The organism is Gordonia desulfuricans NBRC 100010 (assembly GCF_001485495.1).
Classification (GTDB): domain Bacteria; phylum Actinomycetota; class Actinomycetes; order Mycobacteriales; family Mycobacteriaceae; genus Gordonia; species Gordonia desulfuricans.
On sequence record NZ_BCNF01000034.1, the window covers coordinates 1 to 25,793 of the forward strand.

Here is a 25,793-nt window from a genome sequence, read left to right on the forward strand (position 1 = left end):
TGGGCCCCGATGCGTTCGGCCCGGCGGGCCTGGCCACGCTGGTCCCCGTCGCCGTCGGACTGATCGGCCGGGGCGTGGAGGTGGTCGACCGGACCCGCGGCGAACTGTCCGGCGACATCGCCGACCTGATGGCCCTGACCCACCACGAGGCCCCCGCAGCGGCCGTACCGGTCTCGGCGGCGGGACCGGCCCGCGGCGAGGGGGTGGCGATCACCCTGCCGGACGGATCGGTGGCCTATGCCCCGAACGAGCGGGCGGCCACGGCCGTGCGTGCCGCGCTGAGTCAGCAGGGCGTGCCCTACGCGTGGGGCGGCACCACCCCGGCCGGTTTCGATTGCAGCGGGCTGACCCAGTGGGCCTACCGACAGGCCGGGATGGAGTTGCCGCGACTGGCACAGGATCAGGACACCGCCGGGATACCGGTGGCCCAGGGCGATCTGATGCCCGGCGATCTCGCGGTGTGGGACGGTCATGTGGCGATGTACATCGGGAACCAGCAGCTGGTGGAGGCCGGCGATCCCGTGCAGGTGTCGGCCCTGCGTACGACCAACGCAGGACAGGGTTTCCAGGGCTTCTTCCGTCCGCGATGAGGGGGGCGGCGAACAGTTCACCGAATCGTCGCGGGCCCAGTACCCCCGTTCCCGGTCTCGATCAGTAGGCTGTGTCGTCATGGCCGGAGACATCGTCCCCATCGAGCTCGGACTCACGGACGGAAACACCTATACCCTGTGGGCCCCGCGCTGGCGCGAGGGTGACGACGAGTGGGAGGCGTTCCTGGGTCTGGACGAGGATCTCTACGTCTTCCCCGGGGTCGCCGAGCTGGTCGCGTTCATCCGCACCGACGACGACAACGATCTCGCCGAGCATCCGGCATGGGAGACGGTCAAGAGCCTCGCCGCCGACGAGCTCGTCCCCGACGAGCGGCGCACCTACGACCTCGTCGGGGTGCCCGAGCTGGCCGCCGAGGATCCCACCCCCGAGGTCATCGCCGATCTCGAGGACGCCCTCGAGATCGTGCGCATCCTCGGCGAGGTGTGCGAGCTGACCGTCATCACCAAGTTCTTCAACGGCAACCCGATCCTGGGTGCGGTCACCACCGGTACCCGCAACTTCGAGGGCCGTGACGGCACGGACCTGTGGGTCCGGATCGGCCGCCTGATCGCCAAGCACTGGGACGACGTTCTCGACGCCGTCGACGGCGTGATCAGCACCCCGACCGTCGACGCCGACGCGGTGACCACCGCCGAGGCCGAGCTCGAGGCCGCGGCGTCGGCCGAGGACGAGGACGAGCCGGAGGAAGATCTCGACCTGATCGGCGAGCAGACCGAGGGCGACGAGGACTCCGACGAGACCGAGGACGATCTCGACGAGGACGACGACGAAGCAGACGACGAGGACGATCTGGACGACGACTTCTGGGCGTCGGTCGGTATCGACCCGATCCGGATCGTCACCGGCGACGGGGAGTACCTGTCGTTGCGCTGCTATCTCGGCGACGATCCGGTCTTCCTCGGTTCGGACGGAAAGATCTTCGTGTTCAGCTCACCGCGGACGCTGGCGAAGTTCCTGTCCGACGACACCTCGCACGATCTGGCCCGGGTGTCGACCTTCGAAGAGGTCCAGGTGGCCGCGACCGACGGTTCGCTGGAGTTCGACGTCATCGACGACAACGTCTACGTCCTGCCCGGCCTGGCCGAGGACATCGCCGACGGGCCGCGCCGCATCGATCGCAACCAGCTCGAGCTGGCTGTCGAATTGCTCACCGACGCAGCCGACTACGCCGACGACGACGCGGTCAACGAGGCACTGGGGGCCAACACTCCGCTGGGCTGGTTCGTCGACTATGCGATCAACCCCGACCCCAAGCGGATGGCACCGAGCGCGCCGTTCGAGAACGAGTCCGAGGCGTGGCGGGCCCTCGTCCACGACTTCGAGGACCGGCTGACCAAGAAGCGCTGACCCGGGACGTCTACCCGCACGTCGGCGTCATCGACGTCCGGGTAGACGACGGGCGAGCAACGCCGCCAGTCCCATCAGCACGGCACCGAGTCGGTGGCCGACGGCGTGCCCGCCCGATCCCCGCGTCAGCCCTCGAGCAGAACCGCGTATCCGGGCTTGATGATGTTGTCGATCACGGCGAGCCGCTCGTCGAAGTGGATGAACGCCGACTTCATGGCGTTCACCGTGAATCGCTCGAAATCGGCCCAGCCGTATCCGAATTGGTCGGCGAGCTTGGCGAACTCGCGACTCATGGTGGTGTCGGACATCAGCCGGTTGTCGGTGTTGACCGTCACCCGGAACCGCAGCCGGGCGAGCACGTTGAACGGATGCTCGGCCAAGGATGCCACCGCACCGGTCTGCACATTGGAACTCGGGCACAGTTCGAGCGGAATCCGCTTGTCGCGCACGATGTTCGCGATCAATCCGAGTTCGGCACCGGGGAACTCGTGGGCATCGGGTCGCGACCCCGGGGCCAGGGTGATGTCGTCGATCACCCGCACGCCGTGCCCGAGCCGGTCGGTGCCGCAGAAGCCGATCGCCTCGTGGATCGACGGCAGCCCGAACGCCTCACCGGCATGGATGGTGAACGGCGCACAGTTGGCCCGCATGTACTCGAAGGCGTCGAGATGCCGTGACGGCGGATGTCCGGCCTCGGCGCCGGCGATGTCGAAGCCCACCACACCGCGATCGCGGTAGCGCACCGCGAGTTCGGCGATCTCGCGGGACCGTGCGGCGTGCCGCATCGCGGTGACCAGACACCGCACCATGATGGTGCGGCCCGACGCCGCGGCCGCGGCCTCGCCCTCGGCGAACCCGCGCAGCACCGCCTCCACCACCTCGTCGAGATCCAGCCCGCGCTCGAGGTGCTGTTCGGGCGCGTAGCGCACCTCCGCGTACACCACGCCGTCGGCGGCGAGGTCCTCGACACACTCCCGGGCGACCCGTTCGAGGGCGTCGACGGTCTGCATCACCCCGACGGTGTGCGCGAAGGTCTCCAGATACCGTTCGAGCGAACCGCTGTCGGCGGCCTCGCGGAACCAGCGCGCGAGGTCGTCGGCGTTGTCGGCCGGGAGGTCGCCGTATCCGCTGTCGCGGGCCAGGTCGAGCACCGTCGACGGGCGCAGACCGCCGTCGAGGTGATCGTGCAGGAGCACCTTGGGGGCCAGCAGCAGGGCGGCGGGATCGAGCGGTGAACGCGGCGGCATCGACGTCATGCCCCGAACCTAACCCGTTCGATCACGCGCGGCGCGGCGACCGGATCGGATTCCGGGTCGGCGAGGGTCACCGCGCCGGTCAGCGCGGCACGGGCGGCGTCGAACCGTTCCGGGGTCCGGGTGTGCAGGGTGAACAGCGGCGTTCCCGGTCGCACCTGGTCGCCGGTGGCGACGTGCACGATCACCCCGGCCTCGGCCTGCACATCCGCCCCCGGCCGGGAGCGGCCGGCACCCAGACGCCATGCCGCGTCCCCGACCGCCCGGGCGTCGACCCGCCGTACCCGACCGGTCTCGGTGGCCGTGACGGTGTCGGTGTGGCGGGCACGCGGCAGCGGCGCATCGGGATCACCTCCCTGGGCGGCGATCATCGCCCGCCAGGTGTCCATCGCGCGGCCGTCGGCCAGATGTGCGGCCGGATCGGCGTCGGGCAGCCCGGCCAGGGTGAGCATCTCGGCCGCGAGGGCGACGGTGAGCTCCACCACGTCGGCCGGTCCGCCACCGGCGAGCACCTCCACCGACTCGGCCACCTCGACGGCGTTGCCCGCGGCGCGCCCCAGCGGCTGGTCCATGTCGGTCAGCAGGGCGCTGGTCGCGACACCGGCACGCTCCCCGAGTTCGACCATGGTGTCGGCCAGTTCCCGCGCACGCTCGATCTCGGGCAGGAACGCGCCGGAGCCCACCTTGACGTCGAGCACGAGCGCCCCGGTGCCCTCGGCGATCTTCTTGCTCATGATCGAGGCCGCCAGCATCGGGATCGACTCGACCGTCCCGGTCACATCGCGAAGCGCGTAGAGCAGGCGGTCGGCCGGTGCCAGATCGGGGTTGGCCGCACAGACCACCGCCCCCACCGACTCCAGCTGTGCGGTCATCTCGTCGATCGGGACGTCGGCGCGCCAGCCCGGGATGGACTCGAGCTTGTCGAGGGTGCCGCCGGTGTGGCCCAGGCCACGACCGGACAGCTGCGGCACCGCCACGCCGAACGAGGCCACCAGCGGCGCCAGCGGCAGCGTGATCTTGTCCCCCACGCCGCCGGTGGAGTGTTTGTCCACGGTCGGCAGCGCGCGTCCGTCGCGACGCAGTCCGGAGAAGTCCATCCGCGACCCGCTCTCGATCATCGCCCGGGTCCAGGTGGCGATCTCCCGGCGGTCCATCCCGCGCAGCAGGATCGCCATCAGCAGTGCCGACATCTGTTCCGGCGCCATCTCCCCCCGGGTGTAGGCGTCCACCGCCCAGGCGATCTGTGCGTCGTCGAGGGCGTGGCCGTCCCGTTTGGCGACGATCACCGACACCGGGTCGAGCCCGACCGCGCTCACCGGTCCCCTCCGATCCGGCCGGCCGCGATGTCGCCGGGTCCGAAGGCATCGGGGAGCAGCCGCGCCAGCGGACGCGGACCGTCGCGATGGTCGATCAGCATCTCCGGGCCGCCGTGTTCGTAGAGCACCTGACGGCATCGTCCACACGGCATCAGGATCTCGCCCCGCGAGTCACACACGCTCACCGCCCGCAACCGCCCACCGCCACCGGAGACCAGTGCGGCGACCAGTGCGACCTCCGCGCAGATCCCGAGGCCGTATGAGACATTCTCCACATTGCATCCGACGACGATTCCACCCTCAGCGGTGACGCCGGCGGCACCCACCGGGTAGTGCGAGTAGCGGGCATATGCCCGCGGGATCATCTCATTTGCCTTGCCGCGCAAGACTTTCCAATCAATTGTGGCGTGCATCTACAACTCCTGGCATCCTCGGGAGGGCGCATGTCCATGACCTCACACGCGCAAGTAAGAATGGTAAGGCAAACCTAAGTCGGAATCTCTTGTCGCCCAAATCTGTTCGGGCAATTTATGACTGCCGACAGCATAGGTTTAAAGTCTCTTGTCATGGGTCCTTGTGGAGCCTCCAAACGGTGGCCCACTACGTCCATCGACGATGTTGGAGGCCAAATTCGCAATGAGCACCCCGACCGAAACCGCTCCGGAGCCGGTGCGTAAACGATCCCTGTATCGAGGCGACCCAGGAATGTGGTCGTGGGTGCTCCACCGCATCACCGGTGTCACCATCTTCTTCTTCCTGTTCGTCCACGTCCTGGACACCGCGGTGATCCGGGTCGACCCGAACAAGTACACCGAGGTCATCGAGACCTACAAGACCCCGCTGATCGGTCTCATGGAGATCGCTCTGGTGGCTGCGGTGCTGTACCACGCATTCAACGGTGTGCGCATCATCCTGGTGGACTTCTGGTCCAAGGGCGCCAAGTACCAGCGTGTGTTGCTGTGGGTGATCCTGACGCTCTTCGTGATCGTCTTCGCCGCCGGCGCGATCCGTCTGCTGCAGATCCTGTTCACCCACTCGCTCTAGGAGATCTCACCGATGACCACCTCTTCGGCGAACATCGCCAAGACACTGGGAACCCAGTACGACCGTCCGGCCAGCCTGGACAACCCGCGCGCTCCCCGCGCCCGCAAGGGCGGCAACTTCGAGAAGTACGCATGGCTGTTCATGCGCTTCTCGGGCCTCGCCCTGATCATCCTCACCATCGGCCACATGTTCATCATGCTGGCCTGGGACGACGGCGTGCACCGCATCGACGCCTCGTTCGTCGCCGCACGGTGGAAAGAGCCCTTCTGGCAGGTGTGGGATCTCACCATGCTCTGGCTGGCCCAGCTGCACGGCGGCAACGGTGTGCGCACCGTCATCGCCGACTACACGCGCAAGGACTCCACCCGGTTCTGGCTGAACGTCCTGCTCGGCATTTCGATGATCATCGTCCTGGTCCTGGGCACCTATGTCCTGCTGACCTTTGACGTCAACAGCGTCGACTGAGACATCCACGTCGACTGAGGGAGACCAATTCACATGCAGGAACACCGCTACGACGTCGTGATCGTGGGTGCCGGTGGTGCCGGTATGCGTGCCGCCATCGAGGCCGCGCCCCGCGCCCGCACCGCGGTCCTGACCAAGCTCTACCCCACTCGCAGCCACACCGGCGCCGCCCAGGGCGGCATGTGCGCCGCACTGGCGAACGTCGAGGAGGACAACTGGGAGTGGCACACCTTTGACACCGTCAAAGGTGGCGACTACCTCGCCGACCAGGATGCCGTCGAGATCATGGCCAAAGAGGCCATCGACGCCGTGCTGGACCTCGAGAAGATGGGTCTGCCGTTCAACCGGACGCCCGAGGGCAAGATCGACCAGCGCCGCTTCGGCGGGCACACGCGTGACCACGGCAAGTCGCCGGTGCGTCGCGCCTGCTACGCCGCCGACCGCACCGGCCACATGATCCTGCAGACGCTGTACCAGAACTGCGTCAAGCACGACGTCGAGTTCTTCAACGAGTACTACGCGCTCGATCTGTGCCTGAGTGAGAACGAGGCCGGCGAGAAGGTTGCCACCGGCATCGTCGCCTACGAGCTGGCCACCGGCGAGCTGCACGTCTTCCACGCCAAGTCGATCATCTTCGCGACCGGCGGTTCCGGACGTATGTACAAGACCACCTCCAATGCGCACACCCTCACCGGTGACGGCATGGGCATCGTCTTCCGCAAGGGACTTCCCTTGGAGGACATGGAGTTCCACCAGTTCCATCCGACCGGCCTGGCCGGCCTGGGCATCCTCATCTCCGAGGCGGTCCGCGGTGAGGGCGGCATCCTGCGCAACGTCGACGGCGAGCGCTTCATGGAGCGGTACGCCCCCACCATCAAGGACCTCGCACCGCGTGACATCGTCGCCCGGTCGATGGTGCTCGAGGTGCTCGAGGGCCGCGGCGCCGGACCCAACAAGGACTACGTCTACATCGACGTGACCCACCTCGGCGAGGACGTCCTCAACGAGAAGCTCCCCGACATCACCGAGTTCGCCCGCACCTACCTCGGTGTGGACCCGGTGACCGAATGGGTGCCGGTGTTCCCGACCTGTCACTACGTGATGGGCGGCATCCCGACCACCATCGAGGGCCAGGTCCTGCGCAACAACACCGAGATCGTGCACGGCCTGTACGCCGCCGGTGAGTGCGCCTGCGTGTCGGTGCACGGCGCCAACCGCCTGGGCACCAACTCGCTGCTCGACATCAACGTGTTCGGCCGCCGCTCGGGCATCGCCGCCGCGGAGTACGCCAACTCGGTGGAGTTCACCGACCTGCCGGAGGCCCCGACCGCGATGGTCGACTCCTGGCTGGAGACGATCCTCTCCGAGCACGGCCACGAGCGCGTCGCCGACATCCGCACCGATCTGCAGGCCTCGATGGACGCCAACGCATCGGTGTTCCGGACCGAGGAGACCCTCAAGCAGGCACTCGGCGACGTCCGCGCCCTCAAGGAGCGCTACAACCACGTCCGCGTCCACGACAAGGGCAAGCGCTTCAACTCCGATCTCCTCGAGGCCATCGAGCTGGGCTTCCTGCTCGAGATGGCCGAGGTCACCGTCGTCGGTGCGCTCAACCGGAAGGAATCGCGCGGCGGACACGCCCGCGAGGACTACCCGACCCGCGACGACGTGAACTTCATGCGCCACACCATGGCGTACAAGAAGGGCGCCGACCTCATCTCGGACATCGAGCTGGACTACAAGCCGGTGATCCAGACCCGCTACGAGCCGATGGAGCGTAAGTACTGATGACCGCGATCATGGACAATCCGGCTCCTGCCTCCGACGAGCCGCCGCTGCCACCCGTCCCCACCGAGGCGACGATGGTGACGCTGAAGATCTACCGGTTCAACCCGGAGAAGCCCGATGCACAGGGGTTCGAGAGCTTCCGCGTCCCGGCCCTGCCGACCGACCGGCTGCTCAACCTGCTGCTCTACGTCAAGGGCTACCTCGACGGCACGCTGACCTTCCGTCGCAGCTGCGCGCACGGCGTGTGCGGCTCGGACGCGATGCGGATCAACGGCGTCAACCGGCTGGCCTGCAAGCTCCTGATGAAGGATCTGCTGCCGAAGGACAAGTCCAAGGACATCACCATCACCATCGAACCCATCAAGGGTCTGCCGGTGGAGAAGGACCTGGTGGTGAACATGGAGCCGTTCTTCGACGCCTACCGGGCGATCAAGCCGTTCCTGATCACCAGTGGCAACGAGCCCACCCGTGAGCGCATCCAGAGCCAGACCGATCGCGCCCGTTTCGACGACACCACCAAGTGCATCCTGTGTGCGTGCTGCACCACGAGCTGCCCGGTGTTCTGGAACGAGGGCAGCTACTACGGCCCGGCGGCGATCGTCAACGCGCACCGCTTCATCTTCGACAGCCGTGACGAGGGTGCCGTGGAGCGTCTGGACATCCTCAACGACATCGACGGTGTGTGGCGCTGCCGCACCACCTTCAACTGCACCGACGCATGCCCCCGTGGCATCCAGGTCACGCAGGCCATCCAGGAGGTCAAGCGCGCGCTGATGTTCTCGCGCTGACCCGCACCACCTCGCAGTCTCTCTCTGCAGCCCGGGTGAACCCACCACCGTTGTGTTCCGGCACAACCGTGGTGGGTTCTCCTGTTGTCGGGGCCGGCCGGATCGTCACCGACGGGGAACCGCTCGGGGGGTGCGGTGCGTCCAAGGGTCCATGCATCCACACCGCACGTTCCTGCTCACCATCGGACAGATCCTCGCCACCCTGGCGGTCACCGTTCTGGCCGTCACCGCGCCCCCGACGCCCCCTGCCGCGGCGCAACCCGACCCGCCGCCGGTCGTCACGATCGTCCTGACCTCCGACGCCGCGACCGGCAGCGCCGTCTGGTTCGATGCCGCCGGGCAACGCCGGCGCCAGGACGATCTGCCCCTGCCCCATCGTGACCCCGAGTCCGGGCTCTGGTCGGGCTCGCTGACCTACACCGCCGACGGGACCGGCCAGGCGCGCCCGGCGGTCGTCTTCGTCGCCGACGGCGGGCATGCCGGATGTGCGGTCTTCGTCGGCGAGAAGCTGGTCACCGAGGACAGTCAGGACGGACCGCACGCCACGGCGATCTGCCTGTGACCCGCTCGCCCACGCCCGGTGACGTACCCGGGCCACCCCGGCGAACCACCCCCTGCCCGAGCGGATCCCGCGTCGGGTGCATCGGCTCACCGCCACACCCGGACCATGCCGGCGACCGCTGGTAGTGTCCGACCGGTGAATCCGCGCCCGCAGCACCGGCGACGGTTCCGGGGGTTCGTGGCGGGTGTCTGTGTGGCCACCATGGCGGCACTGGTGCCCGCCGCCGCCAATGCGGCCCCCGGCCCGCCCACGCCGGTGACCGACCACTGCCCGTATCGCATCGCCCCGGCACCGGCGGTCGATGCGTCCGAGGTCGTCGCCCCGGGCTCGCCGACGCCCACCGCGCTGCCGGTGCCGAATCCGCCCGTCGGCGGTGACCGTCTCGCCGGCTGCGGCGTGATCGCCGACCCGGCCGCCGGACCGGTCCCGGATCGGCTCACCTCGGCGGGCTGGCTGATCGCCGACATGGACACCGGGGCGGTGATCGCCGCGAAGGACCCGCACGGGCGGTACCGTCCGGCGTCGACGATCAAGGTGTTGCTGGCGCTCGTCGCACTCGACGAGCTCGACCTCGATGCCCCGGTGACCGCCACCGTCGAGGACTGGAGTGCCGAGGGCGACTCCTGCGGGATGGGCCCCGGCGGGCACTACACCGTGCGCGACATGGTCTCCGGACTGCTCGTGGTCTCCGGCAACGACTGCGCGATGGCGCTGGCCCGGCAACTCGGTGGCGTCGACGCGACGCTGGCCAAGATGAACTCGCTGGCCCACGATCTGCACGCCCTCGACACCCGGGCCGCCACCCCGTCGGGGCTCGACTCCGCGGGGATGAGCACCTCCCCCTACGACCTCGCGCTCGTCTTCCGGGCCGCGATGACCCACCCGACCTTCCGCGAGATCATCGCCACGCCCACCTACCACTTCCCCGGCTATCCGCCGCGGTCGGACGTGATCAGCGACACGCCTCACCCCGGCTACGAGATGCAGACATCCAATCATCTTCTGCTGGATGGCTATCCAGGAATTCTCGGCGGAAAGACCGGGTACACCGACGACGCCTTGAAGACCTTCGTCGGAGCTGCCGAACGCGACGGCCGGACCGTGCTGATCGTGCAGATGTACGGCCTGTCGACCGCCGACGACAGCTACTGGACGCAGGCCGGTTCCCTGCTCGACTACGGGTTCGCCGCGCCCGCCGGTACCTCGGTGGGAGAGCTGGTGTCCACCTCGGCGACCACCCGGGGAGCCGAACCCGAGTCGGCGGCCGAGCATGCCGCGGCGTCGTCCCCGACACACACCGACGACGGCACCCCCGTCTCGGTACGGATCGTGATCGGATTGCTCGCCGCGCTGGCGATCCTGGTGCTGCTCGCGATCGCGACCCGGCTCACCGGCCGACGACGCGGCTGAGTGCCACACGGCACGGCGCCGCCGACATGCCGGCCTGCGGCGTCAGCGCCGCCGGAACCGGTCGACCAGCGCCCCGGCCACCGCGCCGAGTGCGGCGGCACCGGCCAGCACCCCGACGCGCGACGTCGGGTTGACCTCGACCACCGGACGGATGGTGACCGGCGCCCCCGGGCCCTCGTCCACCTCGTCGACCACCTGATACGGCGCGTTGATCGGATCGGTCGCACACCAGGCGGTGGCGTAGAGGATGATCCGCGACGCCAGGTAGGCGAAAACCATCACACCCAGGATCGGCCCGAAGGCCACCCCGGCCGGACTCCCGAGTACCGACCGCAGATAGATGCCGCCGAGATTCTTGACGATCTCGAAGGCGATCGCGGTGACCAGCCCGGCACGCATCGTGTTGACGAACGGCAGCGGCACCAGCGGCAGCCGCGACAGGATGAAGCTGAACAGCAGCCAGCTCGCGGTGATCGAGACGATGATGGCGGCGAACCGCAGCACCGACGGAGCCCACGACGCCTCATCGGCTCCGGCCCATTCGAGGATCTTGCGCAACAGGCTGCCCTGGTTGCCCAGGGTGGTCAGCGCCATGGTGACCGCGAAGGCGATGCCGAGCAGTGCGAAGGTCAGCAGGTCGGTGCCCTTGGACACCACCGCATTGCGGTTCTTGCGCCCACCGAACATCTCGGTCATGCCGTTGCGCACCCCGGAGATCCAGCCGATCCCGGTCAGCGCCGCACCGGCCAGACCCACCACACCGACGGTGGTGCGGGAATCGATCGCCGAGTCGATGACCTGCTCGACCTGCGTCCCCATCGCCCCGGGGAGTTCTTTGACCACCGCATCCTTGATCTGATCGATCACCTCGGGCTGGCGGGCCAGCACGAAGGCGGCGATCGCGAACGCCACCATGATGATCGGCACCAGGGCGAGGATGCCGTTGAAGCTGATGCTCGCCGCGTACAGATTGCCGCGCCGGTGCGAGTACCGCTCCTGCATCGCCAGCAGGTGGTCCAGCCAGTGCCATCTTCGGCGCAGGTCGGCGAACAGCGCGGTCGCCCACGCGATGACGGCCTTGATGCGATCGACCACGGCGCCCATGGGGAGAGTCTGTCCTATTCGCCTGTGGCGGGGCGCAGGAATCCGACCTTGTCGTAGACCGAGTCCAGGGTCGCCGCCGCGACCTCGCGGGCACGTTCGGCGCCGCGGGCGAGGATCGCGTCGAGTTCGGCCGGGTCGTCGAGATAGCCGGCCACCCGCCCGCGCAGCGGCGTGACGAAGTCTGCGAGGATGTCGGCGGTCTCGACCTTCAGATCGCCGTAGCCCTTGCCCTCGTACTTGGCCACCAGATCGTCCACGCCGACCCCCGACAGCGCCGACTGGATCGTCAGCAGATTGCTCACCCCGGGCTTGTTCTCGCGGTCGAAGGCGATCACGGTGTCGGTGTCGGTGACCGCCGAACGGATCTTCTTGGCCGAGCGCTTCGGGTCGTCGAGCAGGTTGATCAGGCCCTTGTCGGTCTCGGCGGACTTGCTCATCTTGGCCGTCGGGTTCTGCAGGTCGTAGATCTTGGCGAACTCCTTGACGATGTGCGCCTGGGGCACCACGAAGGACTTGCCGAACCGCTTGTTGAAGCGCTGCGCGAGATCACGGGTCAGTTCGAGGTGCTGACGCTGGTCCTCGCCCACCGGCACGTAGTCGACCTCGAAGGCCAGGATGTCGGCGGCCATCAGGACCGGGTAGGTGAACAGCCCGACGCCCGCGGCGTCGGTGCCCTTCTTGGCGGTCTTGTCCTTGAACTGGGTCATCCGGCTCGCCTCACCGAACCCGGTGATGCACTGCAGGACCCAGGTCAGCTGGGCGATCTCGGGGATGTGCGACTGCACGTAGACGGTGGCACGCTCGGGGTCGACGCCGACGGCCAGCAGCTGCGCGACCGAGGTGCGGGTGCGTTCGGCGAGGGTCTTCGGGTCGAAGTCGACGGTGAGCGCATGCATGTCGGGGATGAAGTAGAAGGCGTCGAAGTCCTCCTGCAGCTCCACCCACTGCCGCACCGCACCGAGGTAGTTCCCGAGATGGAAGGAATCACTGGTCGGCTGAATCCCCGACAGCACACGCTTGCGCGGCGTGGCCGCGGGGGTCGCGGTTGGCTCACTCATGGATTCCAGTCTTCCAGACCCGCTCATTCGTAGACCACGGTGACCGGGGCGTGGTCGGACCAGCGGCGGTCGTAGGTGTCGGCGCGGTCGACGAAGGCCTTCGTCGCACGTCCGGCGAGCGACCGGTTGGCCAGTTGGTAGTCGATCCGCCAGCCGGAGTCGTTGTCGAAGGCCTTGCCGCGCCACGACCACCAGCTGTAGGGGCCGTCGAGCCCGGGATGCAGGGCGCGCACGACGTCGGTCCAGCCGCCGTCGAGGCGTGCGCCCACCCATTCCCGCTCGTGCGGCAGGAATCCGGGGCTGCGCAGGTTGCCCTTCCAGTTCTTGATGTCGGCCTCGGCATGTGCGATGTTCCAGTCGCCACCGATCACCAGATGCCTGCGACGACGCGCCAGCGCCGTCATGTGCGCACCGAACCCGTCGAGGAAACGTTTCTTCTCCTCGAACTTCTCGGCCTCCTTGTCGGTGGAGGCGTCGGTGGGTGCGGCCGCCCCCTTGGGCAGGTAGAGGCTCGCGACGGTGAGTGGCCCGAACTCGGCGTCGAAGTCGGCCTCGAGGTAGCGGCCGGTGGCGTCGAACTCGTCGCTGCCGAATCCGACGCGGACGTCCTGCGGTTCTGTGCGACTCAGGACGCCGACCCCGGCGTGCCCCTTGACCACGGACTCCGACATGGCCAGGTGCCAGCCGGCGTCGAGTGCCGGCTGCAGCGCCTCGCGCGCCTGCTTCTCGCTCGCACGGACCTCCTGCATCAGGACGATGTCGGAGTCGGTCTGCGTGAGCCAGGCCAGCATCCCCGGATTGACCTCGGAACGCTGCTTGACGGCGGCACGGATGCCGTTGACGTTGACTGTGGTGATCGTGGTCGACACAGAAGACGAGGGTACGGGTCGGTTCCGACAGGATTTTCTGGACCCGTTCCAGGGTGTTTTCTGGAGCCGGTCCAAGGTTAGGCAATCCTTGGACAATGCCCCTACTTTATGTAATGCTCACCTAACAGCAGTTTTGAGGTGAGGTCATGTTCGTTTGTATCTGCCGCGCGGTCACCGAGGACGAAGTGCACGAGCACTGCGATTCCGGGGCGCGCACCGTCGACGCCATCAGCGACAAGTGTGGCGCCGGTGAAGGATGTGGCACCTGCCTCGAACGTCTGCACGCGATCGTCGCCGAGAGGAATGCCACCGCCAGTACCGCTGCCTGACCCGATACCGAGAACCGACGTCATCCGAGGCGAAAGCCCGCGTGACGCCGGCATCAGTGTTACCGTTCGCACATCAACACCAGAGCGAACGGAGTTCGGCATGCGTGGAGATGATGAGGTCATTGCACTGCTCAACGAGCAGCTGACCAGTGAGCTCACGGCGATCAACCAGTACTTCCTACACGCGAAGATGCAGGCCAACTGGGGTCTGACGGAGCTGGCGGGCAAGACCCGTGCGGAGTCCATCGAAGAGATGCACCACGCGGAGATCCTGACCGACCGAATCCTGTTCCTCGAGGGTCTGCCCAACTATCAGAAGATCCTGCCCCTGCGGATCGGCCAGTCGTTGCGGGAGCAGTTCGAGTCCGACCTCGCGATCGAGGTCGAGGTGGTCGAACGACTCAAGCCGGGCATCGCGATGTGCCGGGGCAAGGGTGACATCACCTCGGCGAAGCTCTTCGAGGAGATCCTCGCCGACGAAGAGCACCACATCGACTATCTCGAGACCCAGCTCGAACTGCTCGATCGCCTCGGTGAGCAGCTCTACCTCACCAAGACCATCGCCACCCCGCCCGACGTCGGCTGAGCCGAGAGATCGCGGGTCACACCTCGATCGGGGTCACCGGCGGCGCCTGCCGCCGGGGTCGCAACGTGCGTAGACCACCGGGTTGCACCGCGAGCGCGACGATCAGGACCACGATGCCTGCGACCGCCAGACCGGCGCCCACGACCGACGGCGCACGGTAGCCGAGCCCGGCCCCGATCACCAGACCGCCGAGCCATGCGCCCATCGCGTTGGCCAGGTTGAGCGCCGAGTGGTTCAGCGCCGCGGCGAGGGTCTGCGCGTCGTCGGCGACGTCCATCAGCCGGGTCTGCAGGGCGGGGATCGTCACGGTGGCGGCCACACCGACGAAGAATGTCAGAATCAGTGCAGCCCAGGCGAATTGAACAGAAGCGGCAAAGACCAGCAGCACCACGGTGGTGCCGATCAGCCCGAGCAGGATGGACAGTGGCACATTGCGGTCGGCAGCGATCCCGCCGACCACATTGCCCAGCACCATGCCGAGGCCGAACAGCATCAGCGCGAACGGGATCGTTCCGACACCGATCCCGGAGATGCTGGTCAGCGTGGTGTTGAGGTAGGTGTAGAAGGCGAACATCCCGCCGAATCCGACGGTACCGATCAGCAGGGTGAACCACACCTGCCCGCGGCGGAGTGCGCCGAGTTCGGTCATCGGGTTGGTCACGCGCATGTCCGAGAGTGAACCGAGGTTGCGGATGAGCGCGCCGACGGTGAGCACGCCCACCGCCACGACGATGAGAAACGCACTGCGCCAACCGGAGTGCTCGCCGAGCCAGGCCGCAGCGGGGACGCCTGCGACGTTGGCGACAGACAGTCCGAGCATCACCTGACCGACCGCCTTGGCACGGCGCTGCGGGCCGGCGAGGTGAGCGGCGACCAGTGCCGCCACACCGAAGTAGGCACCGTGGGGCAGGCCCGCGACGAAGCGGGCCGCGAGCAGTGACGGAAAGGTCGGGGCCAGCACGGTGGCGAGGTTGCCGACGGTGAAGGCCACCATCAGTCCGATCAGCAGGGTCCGACGGGACATACGTGCGGTGAGCGCGGCGATCAGCGGTGCACCCACCACGACGCCGAGGGCGTAGGCGGAGATCACCCATCCGGCGGTCGGTTCGGACACATCCATGGCGTCGGCGATGTTGGGCAACAGACCCATCGAGACGAACTCGGTGGTGCCGATGCCGAAGCCGCCGAGCGCCAGCGCCAGGATCGCCCACCGCAGGGAGGTCCCGGCGGGTGTCGCCGCGGGGAGCGTGGACGTGCGGTCGGGCTGGGAGGGGGCTGGGGTGTGCGGCACCTGTCCACCAACCACCGCGAGGGTGCGGTGAATTCCCTGGTCCGGCGGTGAACTACTTCACAGGGCCGCCGGTCCACCTCTCCCCTGTCCGACGCCCTCCACCCCGCCCGACCCCCTCTACCCTGCCTCGACCGCTTCCGTCTCGTCCGCTTCCGTCTCGTCCGATTGCGTGTCCACCGTTCCCATCGTGGCCGGGGACGCGCCTTCGGAACCGGACGGTTCCGTCGACCCGGTCGCGCTATCCGGGTTCTGCGTCTGCTCTGCGGTGGCGTCGGACCCGGTGGCGTCGGACCCGGTGGCGTCGGAACCAGGGGCGGGATCGGCGCCGGCGGCAGGACCGGGGTCCGGGTCGGGCGCGGATTGCGGCTGCGGGGCCGGTTCCGTTTGCGATTCGGCTCGCGGCTCGGTGACCATCGCGGCCGCGCCGGCTTGCGCGGTGTCCGGGTCGTCGGAGTCCGCCGATCCGGCGCCCCGGGCGACCGATCCGTCACCGGCTTCCGTGCCGGCGGTGAGTGCGGCGATCTGCGGGGTGACCGATGCAGCGGCCGGCACTCCGGCGGTCAGCAGGCTGTCGGTGAACAGGGTGTCGGTGAACAGGGTGTCGGGACCGAACGGCACCGAGGTGATCCCGTCGACGATGCGCCCGGCCCAGTAGGTGACGAACTCGACCGGCATCCCCACGACGCTCACCGCGCTGCCGGTCAGCCCCGACACCCCGGTGCGGACCAGGGCGAGGTCGCCGGTGACCAGACCGTTGAGGATGTCGGTGAGCATGGACAGGTCGGGCAGGTATCCGCCGTAGCCGAGTTCGGGAAGCTGCGGGAACCAGTCCATGGTCCAGGCGATCGGTGTCTGGAAGTCGGCGAGGGTGATACCGATGATGTCGGGCCACCGGAAGCGGTAGGCCAGCAGGTCCGGGACGGTCCAGTCGACGCCGAGCGCGTCCACCAGCTGCTGGGTCAGTACGGCCACCGACGATGGTTGTTCGACGGTGCACGTGGTCACCTGGACGTTCGGGGTCGCCGGATCGGGGCCGGTGCAGTCGGCGTAGGCGGCCGGGTCCTGGTACATGTGCCACGGGTAGTAGCCGTGTTTGACGAAGTAGCCGAGCAAGCCGTCGATGTCGCCGATCGGATCGTGCAGCGGGTCGGGCAGGTCACAGACCGGATCACCCGCCACGCAGATCGTCGTGACCTCGAGTCCGCCGTAGTCGGCGCTGCTGCGTGGCCCCGACATGGTCAGCCCGGGGATCACCCCGACGAGGGTCAGCTCGATGCCGCGCCCCCACAGGCTGCCGCTCATCCGCGGATCCGAGTACACCTCACCGCTCACGTTGTCGCGGACCAACTCGACCTGCGTGCCGTCGTCGAGGGTGACCCGCCCGGTCTCGCCGATCCCGGTGAGCACATCGCCGGCGACCCGCGCCCCCTGGGAGTAGCCGGCGATCACGACCTGTTTGTCGCCACCGCACTGCGTCACGTACTCCCCGACGGCCTGCTCGAGGTTCGCACTCCCCTCACGTTCGGCGTTGTTGTAGCCCACCGACCCGAGCGGCCAGATCGACGCCGAGTAGTCCACCACCTCGACGGTGTAGGGGTTGCCGTAGTAGGGACTGGTCGGGTCCGGCTGGTTGTCGGGGCCCAGGGCGGTGTAGCGCTGCTGCACACCGATCAGTGCCCCGGCCCCCGGTTCGGAGGCCCCGCCCACCAGGAAGACCCGGCCCGGTCCGGCGCACTCGGGATCGGCGGGGTCGGCGGCCGCGACGCCTGCGCCCACTCCGATGACCACCACCCCGATCGCGACGACCGCCGCCGGCGCCAGGACGCCACGGCGTCGGACCGACGCATGTCTGTCGGATCGGGATCGACCGGGTTCGGTGCACCCGGGCGAGCCGGGGCCCGGCTTGCCGAACAGGGACGAGTGACGCTTGGCGGTGTGTGTCCGGTGCTTCATGGCCATCCCCTTCGGCCGAGACATCCTGTGGTACGCGATCGTAAATCCGGGGAGTTGGGCGGCCGTCCCGATACCGTCGCGACTCCATCGAACGCAGGACAGCAGAAATCGTCGGCGACCAGCGTTGAGATCGGTGCGAGCAGGAGGGTTCTCAACGGCTTGTGACCGTGTTATATCCTTGACGCCAGGTCATGAGTATCAGCGCACAGCCCCGGCTTGCTGATCGGCAACCCTCCAACCGCGGTGGGGTGCTCCGGGTGATGACCGGGTTGTGGGATCGCGTTCACGCATCCCCGGCAAGCGCGGGTCCGAAGGTCGGACCCCACCAGGGTCTTCACGACCCTGCCGACCGCAGAAAGTGATCTATACCCATGTCTGACGCAGCCAACGGTGGCGAGTGGAGTTTCGAGACCAAGCAGATCCACGCCGGCCAGACCGCCGACGGTACGACCAACGCTCGCGCCCTGCCGATCTACCAGACCACGTCGTACACCTTCAACGACACGCAGCACGCCGCGAACCTGTTCGGCCTGGCCGAGCCGGGCAACATCTACACCCGCATCATGAACCCCACCCAGGACGTCGTCGAGCAGCGCCTCGCCGCCCTCGAGGGTGGCGTCGCCGCACTGCTGGTGGCCTCCGGTCAGGCCGCCGAGACCTACGCGATCCTCAACATCGTGGAGAACGGCGGCCACGTGGTGGCCAGCCCGCGTCTGTACGGCGGCACCTACAACCTGCTGCACTACACCCTGCCGAAGTTCGGTGTCGAGGTGACCTTCGTCGAGAATCCGGAGGACCTCGACTCCTGGCAGGCCGCGGTGCGTGACAACACCCGCGCGTTCTACGGCGAGTCGATCTCCAACCCGAACAACGAGATCCTCGACATCCCCGGCATCTCCGAGGTGGCCCACCGCAACGGTGTCCCGCTGATCGTCGACAACACCGTCGCCACCCCGTACCTGCTCAACCCGCTGGCCCACGGTGCCGACATCGTGGTGCACTCGGCCACCAAGTACATCGGCGGTCACGGCACCGCGATCGGCGGCGTGATCGTCGACGGCGGCACCTTCGACTGGCGCGTCCAGCGCGACGGCCAGGACCTGTTCCCCGGCTTCACCACGCCGGACCCGAGCTACCACGGTGCGGTCTTCGCCGACCTCGGCGCCCCGGCGTATGCGCTCAAGGCCCGCGTGCAGCTGCTGCGTGACACCGGCGCCGCGATCTCCCCGTTCAACGCCTTCCTGCTCGCCCAGGGTCTGGAGACGCTGAGCCTGCGCGTCGAGCGGCATGTCGCCAACGCCCAGAAGGTGGCCCAGTACCTCGCCGACCATCCGCAGGTGGAGTCGGTGGCCTACGCCGGTCTGGCCTCGTCGCCGTGGTACGAGCGGGGCCAGGAGCTCGCCCCCAAGGGCCAGGGTGCGATCATCGGATTCGAGATCGCCGGCGGTGTGGACGCGGGCAAGCGGTTCGTCGAGGCGCTGACCCTGCACAGCCATGTCGCCAACATCGGTGACGTCCGGTCGCTGGTGATCCACCCGGCGTCCACCACGCACAGCCAGCTCACCCCGGAGGAGCAGCTGGCCGCCGGTGTGGCCCCCGGCCTGGTCCGCCTGGCCGTGGGTATCGAGGGAATCGACGACATCCTGGCCGACCTGGACCAGGGTTTCGCGGCAGCGAAGTAGTTGAGGAGCGCATAACCAGTGTCGGTAACGATCGACCCGAAGGCGTCGCAGGCGCGTCAACCCGACTGGGAGAAGGTCCCGGACGGGCGGATGGTCGGCGTCCGCCTCGGGCCGATGGTGCTCGACAGCGGGTACCGGCTCGACGACGTCACCCTGGCATTCCAGCGCTGGGGGACGTTGTCGCCGTCCCGTGACAACGTGATCCTGGCGTTGCATGCGCTCACCGGTGACTCCCATGTCACCGGCGAGGCCGACGCCGAGCACCCGTCCCCCGGCTGGTGGGACGGATTGATCGGTCCGGGCTGCGCCGTGGACACCGACGAGTGGTGTGTCATCTCGGCCAACGTCCTCGGCGGGTGCCGCGGGTCGACCGGTCCGGCGTCCCTGGATGCCGACGGACGGCCGTGGGGCTCACGCTTCCCGGAGATCACCGTGCTCGACCAGGTGCGTGCGGAGGCCGCCCTCCTCGAGGCGCTCGACATCCGCAGCATCGGTGCGGTGGTCGGCGGTTCGATGGGTGGCGCGCGGGCGCTCGAGTGGGCGGTGGAGTTCCCCGACCGGGTGCGCAGCGCGCTGGTCCTCGCGGTCGGCGCCCGCGCCACCGCTGACCAGATCGGCACCCAGACCACCCAGATCGCCGCGATCACCTCGGATCCCGACTGGCAGGGCGGCGATTACCACGGCACCGGCCGCGCGCCGTTCGCCGGCATGGGGATCGCCCGCCGGATCGCGCACCTGACCTATCGGCACGAGGTCGAACTCGACGAGCGGTTCGCCAATCATCCTCAGGGCCAGGAGAATCCACTCACCGGCGGTCGGTACGCGGTTCAGAGCTACCTCGAGCACCAGGCCGAGAAGCTCACCGAGCGCTTCGATCCGGGTAGCTACGTGGTGCTCAGCAACGTGCTCAATCACCACGACGTCGGCCGCGGCCGCGGTGGCGTGGCCGCCGCACTGCGGTCGTGCACCGTTCCGGTGATCGTCGCGGGTATCGACTCCGACCGTCTCTACCCGTTGCGGTTGCAGGCCGAGATCGCCGATCTGCTCGGCAACTGCGTCGGCGGACTGCAGGTGGTGAACTCCGACAAGGGCCACGACGGCTTCCTGACCGAGTTCGATGCGGTCGCCGACCTGCTCAAGCGCACCGTGGACCTCGCGCGCAACTGAGTCCCCCTCCGACAACGGCCGTACACCCTCGGGTGTACGGCCGTTGTCTGTCGGCGGGTCCGGGCCGCCGGAGCGGTCTCGGCCGCGCCCGGGGCGTGCGGCTAGGCGGCGGGAGTGGTCGTGGTGACCTCGGCCGGCGGTGTCCCGGCGGGCTGCGATCCGGACGGCGGGAGCAACGACTGCCCCGGCGCGGGCTCCGCCACGTCACCGGGTGCCGTGGTCGGGACGCCCAGGCTCGGGATCAGTTCCGGCGGAATCAGATTCGGCGGGATGGTCCAGGTCGACCAGGTCGGCCGGGTGGGACGTGTCGGCATGTCGGGCACCGAGGTCTCGGTGGTGGTCGGGGCCGAACTCGGTCCGAGTGTCCACGTGGAGGTCCCCGCGGTCGGCAGGGGCAGTTCGGTGGTGGCCCATCCGGGTGTCCACCCGTTCGGCGGATAGGTCGTCACGGTGTTGTGTGTGGCGGTCGGTGAATCCACCGACGACATCCGGGTGGTGTGCGCCGTCGTCGTCCAGTCCGGCTCGACCGTCCCCACCCACCGTTCGGATTCCACGGTGGTCGTCGACGGATCGGCGTCCCCGGAATCCGATGTCAGGGTGGCGCCGACGGCCACCGCGGTGACCAGCAGCGCACAGCAGAACCCGATGACGGCGGCAACCGGCGCCAGGGGCATCCAGCCGCTCCGGCGGCGGCCACCGATGAAGGTCACCCGCCCGGCACCCGACCGGCGGGCGAGCAGTGCCGCCCCCGTCGCGGCGACGAGCTCGGGGGTGTCGGGCCGGATCAGTTCGAGGCCGGTCCCCTCACCGAGCTCGGCGAGCACCGGCAGATTGGCCAGTCCCCCGACCAGCACCAGCGCCTCGGGGGCGGGTCCGGCCGCCGTCCGGAGTCCTTCGAGGTGTTCGGCGATCACGGTCCGGGCCTGCTCGACCATCGGACGTGCGGCCTGTTCCACCATCTCGTCGGTCAGCCGGACCCCGGTGGGTATCCCGGCGGGAGTGATGCCGACCGTGTCCGGACCGGAGGTCTCCTCCTTGGCGGTCCGGCAGGCCCCGACCAGCGAGGCTCGTCCACGGCGGGTCTGTGTGCCGTCGAGGTCGGAGCGGGCGGCGACCCGGTCGGCCAGTGCCTCGTCGAGCGCACGGCCGCTGAGGACATCGGTGCGGGCGTCGGCGGCGATCCGGCCGGAGGTCGGCTCGACGGTGTAGAGCGACATCCCGGTGTCGCCGCAGTCGGCCACCAGGACCGAACCGAACCGCTCGATCTGGCCGGTACCGGTCAGGAACGCGGCGACGGCCTCGGCGTCGGAGACGAGATGGATCTGGCGGCGTGTGCCGCTGCCGGTCGAGCCCAGGCGGCGGCGCTGGGTGGCCGTTCGCGCGGACACACCGATCGGACCGACCCGGACATCGGCGGTGCGGACGGCGTCGAGCACGAGGTCGATACCGGCGTTGACCCGGCCGACCGGATCGAGGCCGTCGGAGGGATCGACGTCGATCACCCGGGACTCGACGCCGTGCCGGCCCGACTCGTCACTGGTGAGCAGGACGTAGTGGATCATCCCGTCGCCTGACGAGACGCCCAGCGACGTGATGTCGTCGCCGGGGCCCTGGACGCTGGTCTCGAACTCCGAACTGATGACGTTCCCCACTTAGTGTTGCTAACGACCCCCGAAAAAGAGCCAGGCGGAAAAGATCCCGCCACCCCTCTCGTCGACCGCAAAGATCACGATCTGCGGACCAGTCTACGCAATTTCGTGATCAATCCGTTCCCAACGGGTCGATGGAGGTGGCCAGCCAGAGCACCAGGGCACCGACCGAGGCCATCGTCGCCACATCGAACAAACGCCCCCTGACCTGTAGCAATCCCACCTGATTCGGGGGTAGCACACCACGGAGGACGGCACCGAGCAACATCGCCGAACCGAACACGAATGCACCACGGCGCCATCGGTCGAACAGCACCAGGGCCGCGGCGACGGCCACGCACAGCAGCACCAGGAGGTACGGGATCTGCACGAGGCAGGTCCGCAGAATCCGGTCGTGCTGCTCGGTGGTGTCGTCGTCGGCCGGGATCTCACGGGGCCCCGGCATCTCAGGTGACCCCGGGGAGCCGTCGGGCCCCGGGGTCTCGTCCGACATCGGTGTCCCGGCGATCATCGCCCCTGGGCGGCGAGCTGGTCCTCGGCACGTTCGACGACGTTCACCAGCAGGAAGGCCCGGGTGAGCGGTCCGACGCCACCGGGATTCGGTGAGACATGTCCGGCGACCTCCCACACATCCGGCGCCACATCGCCGACGAGGCCGTCCTCGGTGCGGCTGACGCCCACGTCGATGACGGCGGCACCCGGCTTGACCATGTCGGCGGTCACCAGGTGCGGGACCCCGGCGGCGGCGATGACGATGTCGGCACGCGACACCTCGGCGGCCAGATCCCGGGTGCCGGTGTGACACAGGGTGACGGTGGCGTTCTCGCTGCGCCGGGTGAGCAGCAGTCCGATCGGCCGGCCGATGGTCACGCCGCGGCCGACGACGGTGACGTGGGCCCCGGCGATCGGGATGTCGTAGCGGCGCAGCAGGTGGATCACCCCTCGCGGCGTGCACGGCAGGGTCGATTCCTTGCCGAGCACGAGGCGACCGAGGTTGATCGGGTGCAGCCCGTCTGCGTCCTTCTCCGGTGCGATGCGTTCGAGCGCCGCGTTCTCGTCGAGGTGTTTGGGCAGCGGCAGCTGCACGATGTAGCCGGTGCAGGCCGGATCGGCGTTGAGCTCGTCGATCGCCGCGTCGAGCTGCTCGGTGGTGGCGTCGGCGGGCAGGTCCTTGCGGATGGATGCCACACCGATGCGTGCACAGTCGGCGTGCTTGCCCTTCACATAGGACTGGGACCCGGGATCGTCACCGACGAGGACCGTGCCCAGACCGGGCGTGATCCCCGCGGCCCGGAGTTTCTCGACCCGCGCCGCCAGGTCGGTGAAGATCTCGTCGCGGGTCGCCTTGCCATCGAGTCGTATTGCGCTCACCCCGACATTGTTTCATCCCGCGCGCCGCGCACGGGCCCCCGTTCCCCTGTGTCCCCGCGTGGTCCCTGCGTACTGTGACGACATGGGCGTCCCGCACAGCCATCCGGTCACCCCCGCCGACGTGCTCACCGCGCGGGAGAGGATCAGCGGACTGGTGCGCCACACCCCGGTCTGGCGGACGTCTCTCGACACCGCCGACGGCCCGGTCGAGGTGGTCTTCAAGCTCGAGTACACCCAGCTCGGCGGCTGTTTCAAGGCGCGCGGCAGCGTCAACGCGGTGATCGCGGCACGCAGCGTGGGCCGGCTCACCGATGCCGGCGTTCTGGTCGCCTCCGGGGGCAATGCGGCGATCGGTGCCGCCTGGGCGGCCCGGATCGCCGACACCGGCTGTTCGGTGGTCGTCCCCGAGTCCGCACCGGCGGTCAAGGTGGCCGCGCTGCGTTCACTCGGCGCGACGGTGCACCTGATCGGCAGCCGCTATCAGGACGCCGCCGACGCCGCTGCCGAGATGGCCGCGGCGTCGGGAGCGCTGCTGCTGCACGCCTACGACCTCCCCGAGATCGTCGCCGGAGCCGGCACCATCGGCCTCGAACTGGCCGAACAGGTACACGGCCCGCTCACCACCGTGGTCTGTGTCGGCGGCGGCGGGCTGCTGGGCGGCATGTCGGCCACCCTGCGCACCGGTGATCATCTGGTCGGGGCCGAACCCGAGTCCGCATCGTGTCTGCACGCGGCGCTGGCCGCCGGACACCCGGTCCCGGTGGATCCGGCGGGCGTCGCCGCCGACTCCCTGGGTGCCACCCGGGTCGGTGCGATCTGCTGGGCGAGTATCGCCGATCGGCCGGTCACCTCGGTGCTGGTCTCCGACGAGGAGATCGTCGCCGCGCGGGCGATGCTGTGGGAGCGGTTCCGGATCGTCGTCGAACACGGCACCGCGACCGCCGTGGCAGCGGTGTCCACCGGCCGGGTCCGCCCGGAGCCGGGGACGACCCTGGCCATCGTGTTGTGCGGGGCCAACACCCGCCTCGACGATCTGTGAGTCCCGGTGCCCGGTGCGGTGATCAGGCGTACGGATCGGAGTGGACGGCGCCGCGCGTGATCGAGGCCGACCCCCACGGACACGGGCCGCGTCCGTGCAGGGATGTGACGCCACCGCCGTCGGCGACGGACACCTCCATGCAGGATTGCGGATCGCTCTTGGTGATCCGCTCGGCGAACCAGGTGACGAACTGGGCGTCCAACGCGGCCGCCATCAGCGCGGCCGGTGGCCCATCTGCAGCCGAGGAGGCATCGAGCACCGACGTGGTGACCTGCCGCACCGGTTCGGTGGCCAGCGCCCGGGTCTGGGCCGGGTCGAGCCGGATCACCCACCCGTCGGCCTTCGCCGCGCCGCCGAGGCGATCGGCGTGAGCAGCACGACCCCCGCGCACACGGCCGTCAGTGCCAGGACGGCACGCACCATCAGCTTCATCCGAGAATCCCCCGATTCATGAGAACATGTCGAGATTTCACCATAGCGAACAACGGTCGGGCGGGAGTCGCCGATCGCCGGCGACCGGGCGACGAGTACGTTTCTTGCGACCACATCTCCCGGCCGGCCGCCATACCCCCCGGCCCCGAGATCCACACACCACCGAGATCCACACACCACCGGGATCTGCAAGCACCGAGGTGAGTTCCGTTGTTCCGCATCATGTTCTATCAGCCATGCATCCCGCCGAACACCGGCAATGCCATCCGGCTGGCCGCCAACACCGGATGTGAACTGCACCTGATCGAACCGCTCGGCTTCTCCATGTCCGACGCCCAGGTCAAACGCGCCGGCCTCGACTACCACGAGATGGCCACGGTCACAGTGCATCCCGACCTCCAGACGGCGTGGGATACGGTGCGCCCGGAACGGGTGTTCGCATTCACCGCACACGCCGAGCACTCCTACGCCGACATCGCCTACCGGCCCGGCGACGTCCTGCTGTTCGGTCCCGAACCCACCGGCCTGCCGCCGGAGGTACTCGACGACCCACAGGTCACCGACCGCGTGCGCATCCCGATGCTGGCCGGCCGCCGGTCACACAATCTCGCCAACTCGGCGAGCATCGCGATCTACGAGGCATGGCGTCAGCACGGGTTCGACGGGGCGGTCTGACGG

26 protein-coding genes and 1 riboswitch are annotated in these 25,793 nt (G+C 68.6%); of the genes, 14 read left to right on the forward strand and 12 right to left on the reverse strand.

All coding sequences use genetic code 11. The annotated features are described in order from the left end of the window. Together GD1_RS04980 and GD1_RS04985 are read left to right on the forward strand one after the other, a co-directional pair. Positions 1-590, forward strand: a 590-nt coding sequence (locus GD1_RS04980) for a C40 family peptidase (protein WP_169798178.1), incomplete at its 5' end; no start/stop codon positions are given. Between the two features lie 79 nt (positions 591-669). Beyond that, complete coding sequence (locus GD1_RS04985; protein ID WP_059036079.1) at positions 670-1,959, forward strand: SatS C-terminal domain-containing protein; 1,290 nt, start codon at positions 670-672, stop codon at positions 1,957-1,959. A gap of 125 nt (positions 1,960-2,084) precedes the next feature. Here GD1_RS04985 and GD1_RS04990 read toward each other — a convergent pair whose 3' ends face one another. From GD1_RS04990 to GD1_RS05000, 3 genes are read right to left on the reverse strand one after another with little or no spacing between them, the layout of a single operon-like run. Next, complete coding sequence (locus GD1_RS04990) at positions 2,085-3,215, reverse strand: adenosine deaminase (protein ID WP_053777730.1); 1,131 nt, start codon at positions 3,213-3,215, stop codon at positions 2,085-2,087. After that, positions 3,212-4,528 (reverse strand): thymidine phosphorylase, encoded by a 1,317-nt coding sequence (locus GD1_RS04995; RefSeq protein WP_059036082.1) that lies wholly within the window; start codon positions 4,526-4,528, stop codon positions 3,212-3,214. Before GD1_RS04995 ends, GD1_RS04990 begins: the two co-directional genes overlap by 4 nt. After that, on the reverse strand, positions 4,525-4,941 hold the full coding sequence (locus tag GD1_RS05000) for a cytidine deaminase (protein WP_059036084.1): 417 nt from the start codon (positions 4,939-4,941) through the stop codon (positions 4,525-4,527). Before GD1_RS05000 ends, GD1_RS04995 begins: the two co-directional genes overlap by 4 nt. A gap of 223 nt (positions 4,942-5,164) precedes the next feature. Here GD1_RS05000 and sdhC point away from each other — a divergent pair, with 223 nt between their 5' ends. The 6 genes from sdhC (at position 5,165) to GD1_RS05030 (ending at position 10,585) form a co-directional block, all read left to right on the forward strand. Beyond that, positions 5,165-5,572 carry a succinate dehydrogenase, cytochrome b556 subunit gene (sdhC, locus tag GD1_RS05005; protein ID WP_053777728.1) on the forward strand — a complete coding sequence of 136 codons (408 nt, stop codon included), beginning with the start codon at positions 5,165-5,167 and terminating at the stop codon, positions 5,570-5,572. Positions 5,573-5,584: 12 nt separating this feature from the next. Then, positions 5,585-6,037, forward strand: a complete 453-nt coding sequence (locus tag GD1_RS05010; protein WP_059036086.1) for a succinate dehydrogenase hydrophobic membrane anchor subunit — start codon at positions 5,585-5,587, stop codon at positions 6,035-6,037. 33 nt (positions 6,038-6,070) lie between these two features. Continuing rightward, positions 6,071-7,825, forward strand: coding sequence for a succinate dehydrogenase flavoprotein subunit (gene sdhA / locus GD1_RS05015; protein ID WP_059036087.1), 1,755 nt, complete (start codon positions 6,071-6,073; stop codon positions 7,823-7,825). After that, positions 7,825-8,613 (forward strand): succinate dehydrogenase iron-sulfur subunit, encoded by a 789-nt coding sequence (locus GD1_RS05020; protein ID WP_020793415.1) that lies wholly within the window; start codon positions 7,825-7,827, stop codon positions 8,611-8,613. Before sdhA ends, GD1_RS05020 begins: the two co-directional genes overlap by 1 nt. A 151-nt stretch (positions 8,614-8,764) precedes the next feature. Continuing rightward, positions 8,765-9,175: a hypothetical protein gene (locus GD1_RS05025; protein ID WP_053777727.1), complete on the forward strand. Its 411-nt coding sequence runs from the start codon at positions 8,765-8,767 to the stop codon at positions 9,173-9,175. Between the two features lie 201 nt (positions 9,176-9,376). Beyond that, positions 9,377-10,585, forward strand: coding sequence for a D-alanyl-D-alanine carboxypeptidase family protein (locus tag GD1_RS05030; RefSeq protein ID WP_238403685.1), 1,209 nt, complete (start codon positions 9,377-9,379; stop codon positions 10,583-10,585). Between the two features lie 42 nt (positions 10,586-10,627). Here GD1_RS05030 and GD1_RS05035 read toward each other — a convergent pair whose 3' ends face one another. From GD1_RS05035 to GD1_RS05045, 3 genes are read right to left on the reverse strand one after another with little or no spacing between them, the layout of a single operon-like run. Beyond that, positions 10,628-11,689 carry a YhjD/YihY/BrkB family envelope integrity protein gene (locus GD1_RS05035; RefSeq protein ID WP_053777726.1) on the reverse strand — a complete coding sequence of 354 codons (1,062 nt, stop codon included), beginning with the start codon at positions 11,687-11,689 and terminating at the stop codon, positions 10,628-10,630. Positions 11,690-11,703: 14 nt separating this feature from the next. Continuing rightward, positions 11,704-12,747 (reverse strand): tryptophan--tRNA ligase, encoded by a 1,044-nt coding sequence (trpS, locus tag GD1_RS05040; protein ID WP_053777725.1) that lies wholly within the window; start codon positions 12,745-12,747, stop codon positions 11,704-11,706. Positions 12,748-12,770: 23 nt separating this feature from the next. Then, positions 12,771-13,616, reverse strand: a complete 846-nt coding sequence (locus GD1_RS05045; protein ID WP_020791612.1) for an exodeoxyribonuclease III — start codon at positions 13,614-13,616, stop codon at positions 12,771-12,773. Positions 13,617-13,762: 146 nt separating this feature from the next. Between GD1_RS05045 and GD1_RS05050 the strand changes: the two genes are divergently transcribed. Together GD1_RS05050 and bfr are read left to right on the forward strand one after the other, a co-directional pair. Next, entirely contained in the window at positions 13,763-13,945 is a 183-nt protein-coding gene (locus GD1_RS05050; protein WP_020791611.1) for a (2Fe-2S)-binding protein, read from the forward strand. Positions 13,946-14,045: 100 nt separating this feature from the next. After that, positions 14,046-14,531, forward strand: coding sequence for a bacterioferritin (gene bfr / locus GD1_RS05055; RefSeq protein WP_059036092.1), 486 nt, complete (start codon positions 14,046-14,048; stop codon positions 14,529-14,531). A 16-nt stretch (positions 14,532-14,547) separates the two neighbouring features. On the opposite strand, the gene GD1_RS05060 is transcribed toward bfr, so the two are convergent. Together GD1_RS05060 and GD1_RS05065 are read right to left on the reverse strand one after the other, a co-directional pair. After that, positions 14,548-15,822 carry an MFS transporter gene (locus tag GD1_RS05060; RefSeq protein ID WP_373855245.1) on the reverse strand — a complete coding sequence of 425 codons (1,275 nt, stop codon included), beginning with the start codon at positions 15,820-15,822 and terminating at the stop codon, positions 14,548-14,550. 117 nt (positions 15,823-15,939) lie between these two features. Then, positions 15,940-17,775 carry a cutinase family protein gene (locus GD1_RS05065; RefSeq protein ID WP_160319611.1) on the reverse strand — a complete coding sequence of 612 codons (1,836 nt, stop codon included), beginning with the start codon at positions 17,773-17,775 and terminating at the stop codon, positions 15,940-15,942. A gap of 187 nt (positions 17,776-17,962) precedes the next feature. Continuing rightward, positions 17,963-18,084, forward strand: a riboswitch (SAM riboswitch). 62 nt (positions 18,085-18,146) lie between these two features. Between GD1_RS05065 and GD1_RS05070 the strand changes: the two genes are divergently transcribed. Together GD1_RS05070 and metX are read left to right on the forward strand one after the other, a co-directional pair. Then, positions 18,147-19,457: a bifunctional o-acetylhomoserine/o-acetylserine sulfhydrylase gene (locus GD1_RS05070; RefSeq protein ID WP_020793089.1), complete on the forward strand. Its 1,311-nt coding sequence runs from the start codon at positions 18,147-18,149 to the stop codon at positions 19,455-19,457. An 18-nt stretch (positions 19,458-19,475) separates the two neighbouring features. After that, positions 19,476-20,624 (forward strand): homoserine O-acetyltransferase MetX, encoded by a 1,149-nt coding sequence (gene metX / locus GD1_RS05075; protein WP_053777723.1) that lies wholly within the window; start codon positions 19,476-19,478, stop codon positions 20,622-20,624. A 101-nt stretch (positions 20,625-20,725) separates the two neighbouring features. Here metX and GD1_RS05080 read toward each other — a convergent pair whose 3' ends face one another. From GD1_RS05080 to GD1_RS05090, 3 genes are all read right to left on the reverse strand, one after another. Further along, positions 20,726-22,276: a hypothetical protein gene (locus GD1_RS05080; RefSeq protein WP_053777722.1), complete on the reverse strand. Its 1,551-nt coding sequence runs from the start codon at positions 22,274-22,276 to the stop codon at positions 20,726-20,728. A 109-nt stretch (positions 22,277-22,385) separates the two neighbouring features. After that, positions 22,386-22,718 (reverse strand): DUF3017 domain-containing protein, encoded by a 333-nt coding sequence (locus GD1_RS05085; RefSeq protein ID WP_053777762.1) that lies wholly within the window; start codon positions 22,716-22,718, stop codon positions 22,386-22,388. A gap of 62 nt (positions 22,719-22,780) precedes the next feature. Next, a complete protein-coding gene (locus tag GD1_RS05090) occupies positions 22,781-23,644 on the reverse strand; it encodes a bifunctional methylenetetrahydrofolate dehydrogenase/methenyltetrahydrofolate cyclohydrolase (RefSeq protein WP_020789794.1) in 864 nt (287 codons plus the stop codon). An 82-nt stretch (positions 23,645-23,726) separates the two neighbouring features. On the opposite strand from GD1_RS05090, the gene GD1_RS05095 reads away from it, so the two are divergent. Then, positions 23,727-24,683, forward strand: a complete 957-nt coding sequence (locus GD1_RS05095; RefSeq protein WP_053777721.1) for a serine/threonine dehydratase — start codon at positions 23,727-23,729, stop codon at positions 24,681-24,683. Between the two features lie 22 nt (positions 24,684-24,705). Here GD1_RS05095 and GD1_RS05100 read toward each other — a convergent pair whose 3' ends face one another. Next, entirely contained in the window at positions 24,706-25,074 is a 369-nt protein-coding gene (locus tag GD1_RS05100) for a hypothetical protein (RefSeq protein ID WP_059036094.1), read from the reverse strand. A gap of 251 nt (positions 25,075-25,325) precedes the next feature. Between GD1_RS05100 and GD1_RS05105 the strand changes: the two genes are divergently transcribed. Next, positions 25,326-25,790 carry a tRNA (cytidine(34)-2'-O)-methyltransferase gene (locus GD1_RS05105; RefSeq protein ID WP_053777719.1) on the forward strand — a complete coding sequence of 155 codons (465 nt, stop codon included), beginning with the start codon at positions 25,326-25,328 and terminating at the stop codon, positions 25,788-25,790. Positions 25,791-25,793: the final 3 nt, after the last annotated feature.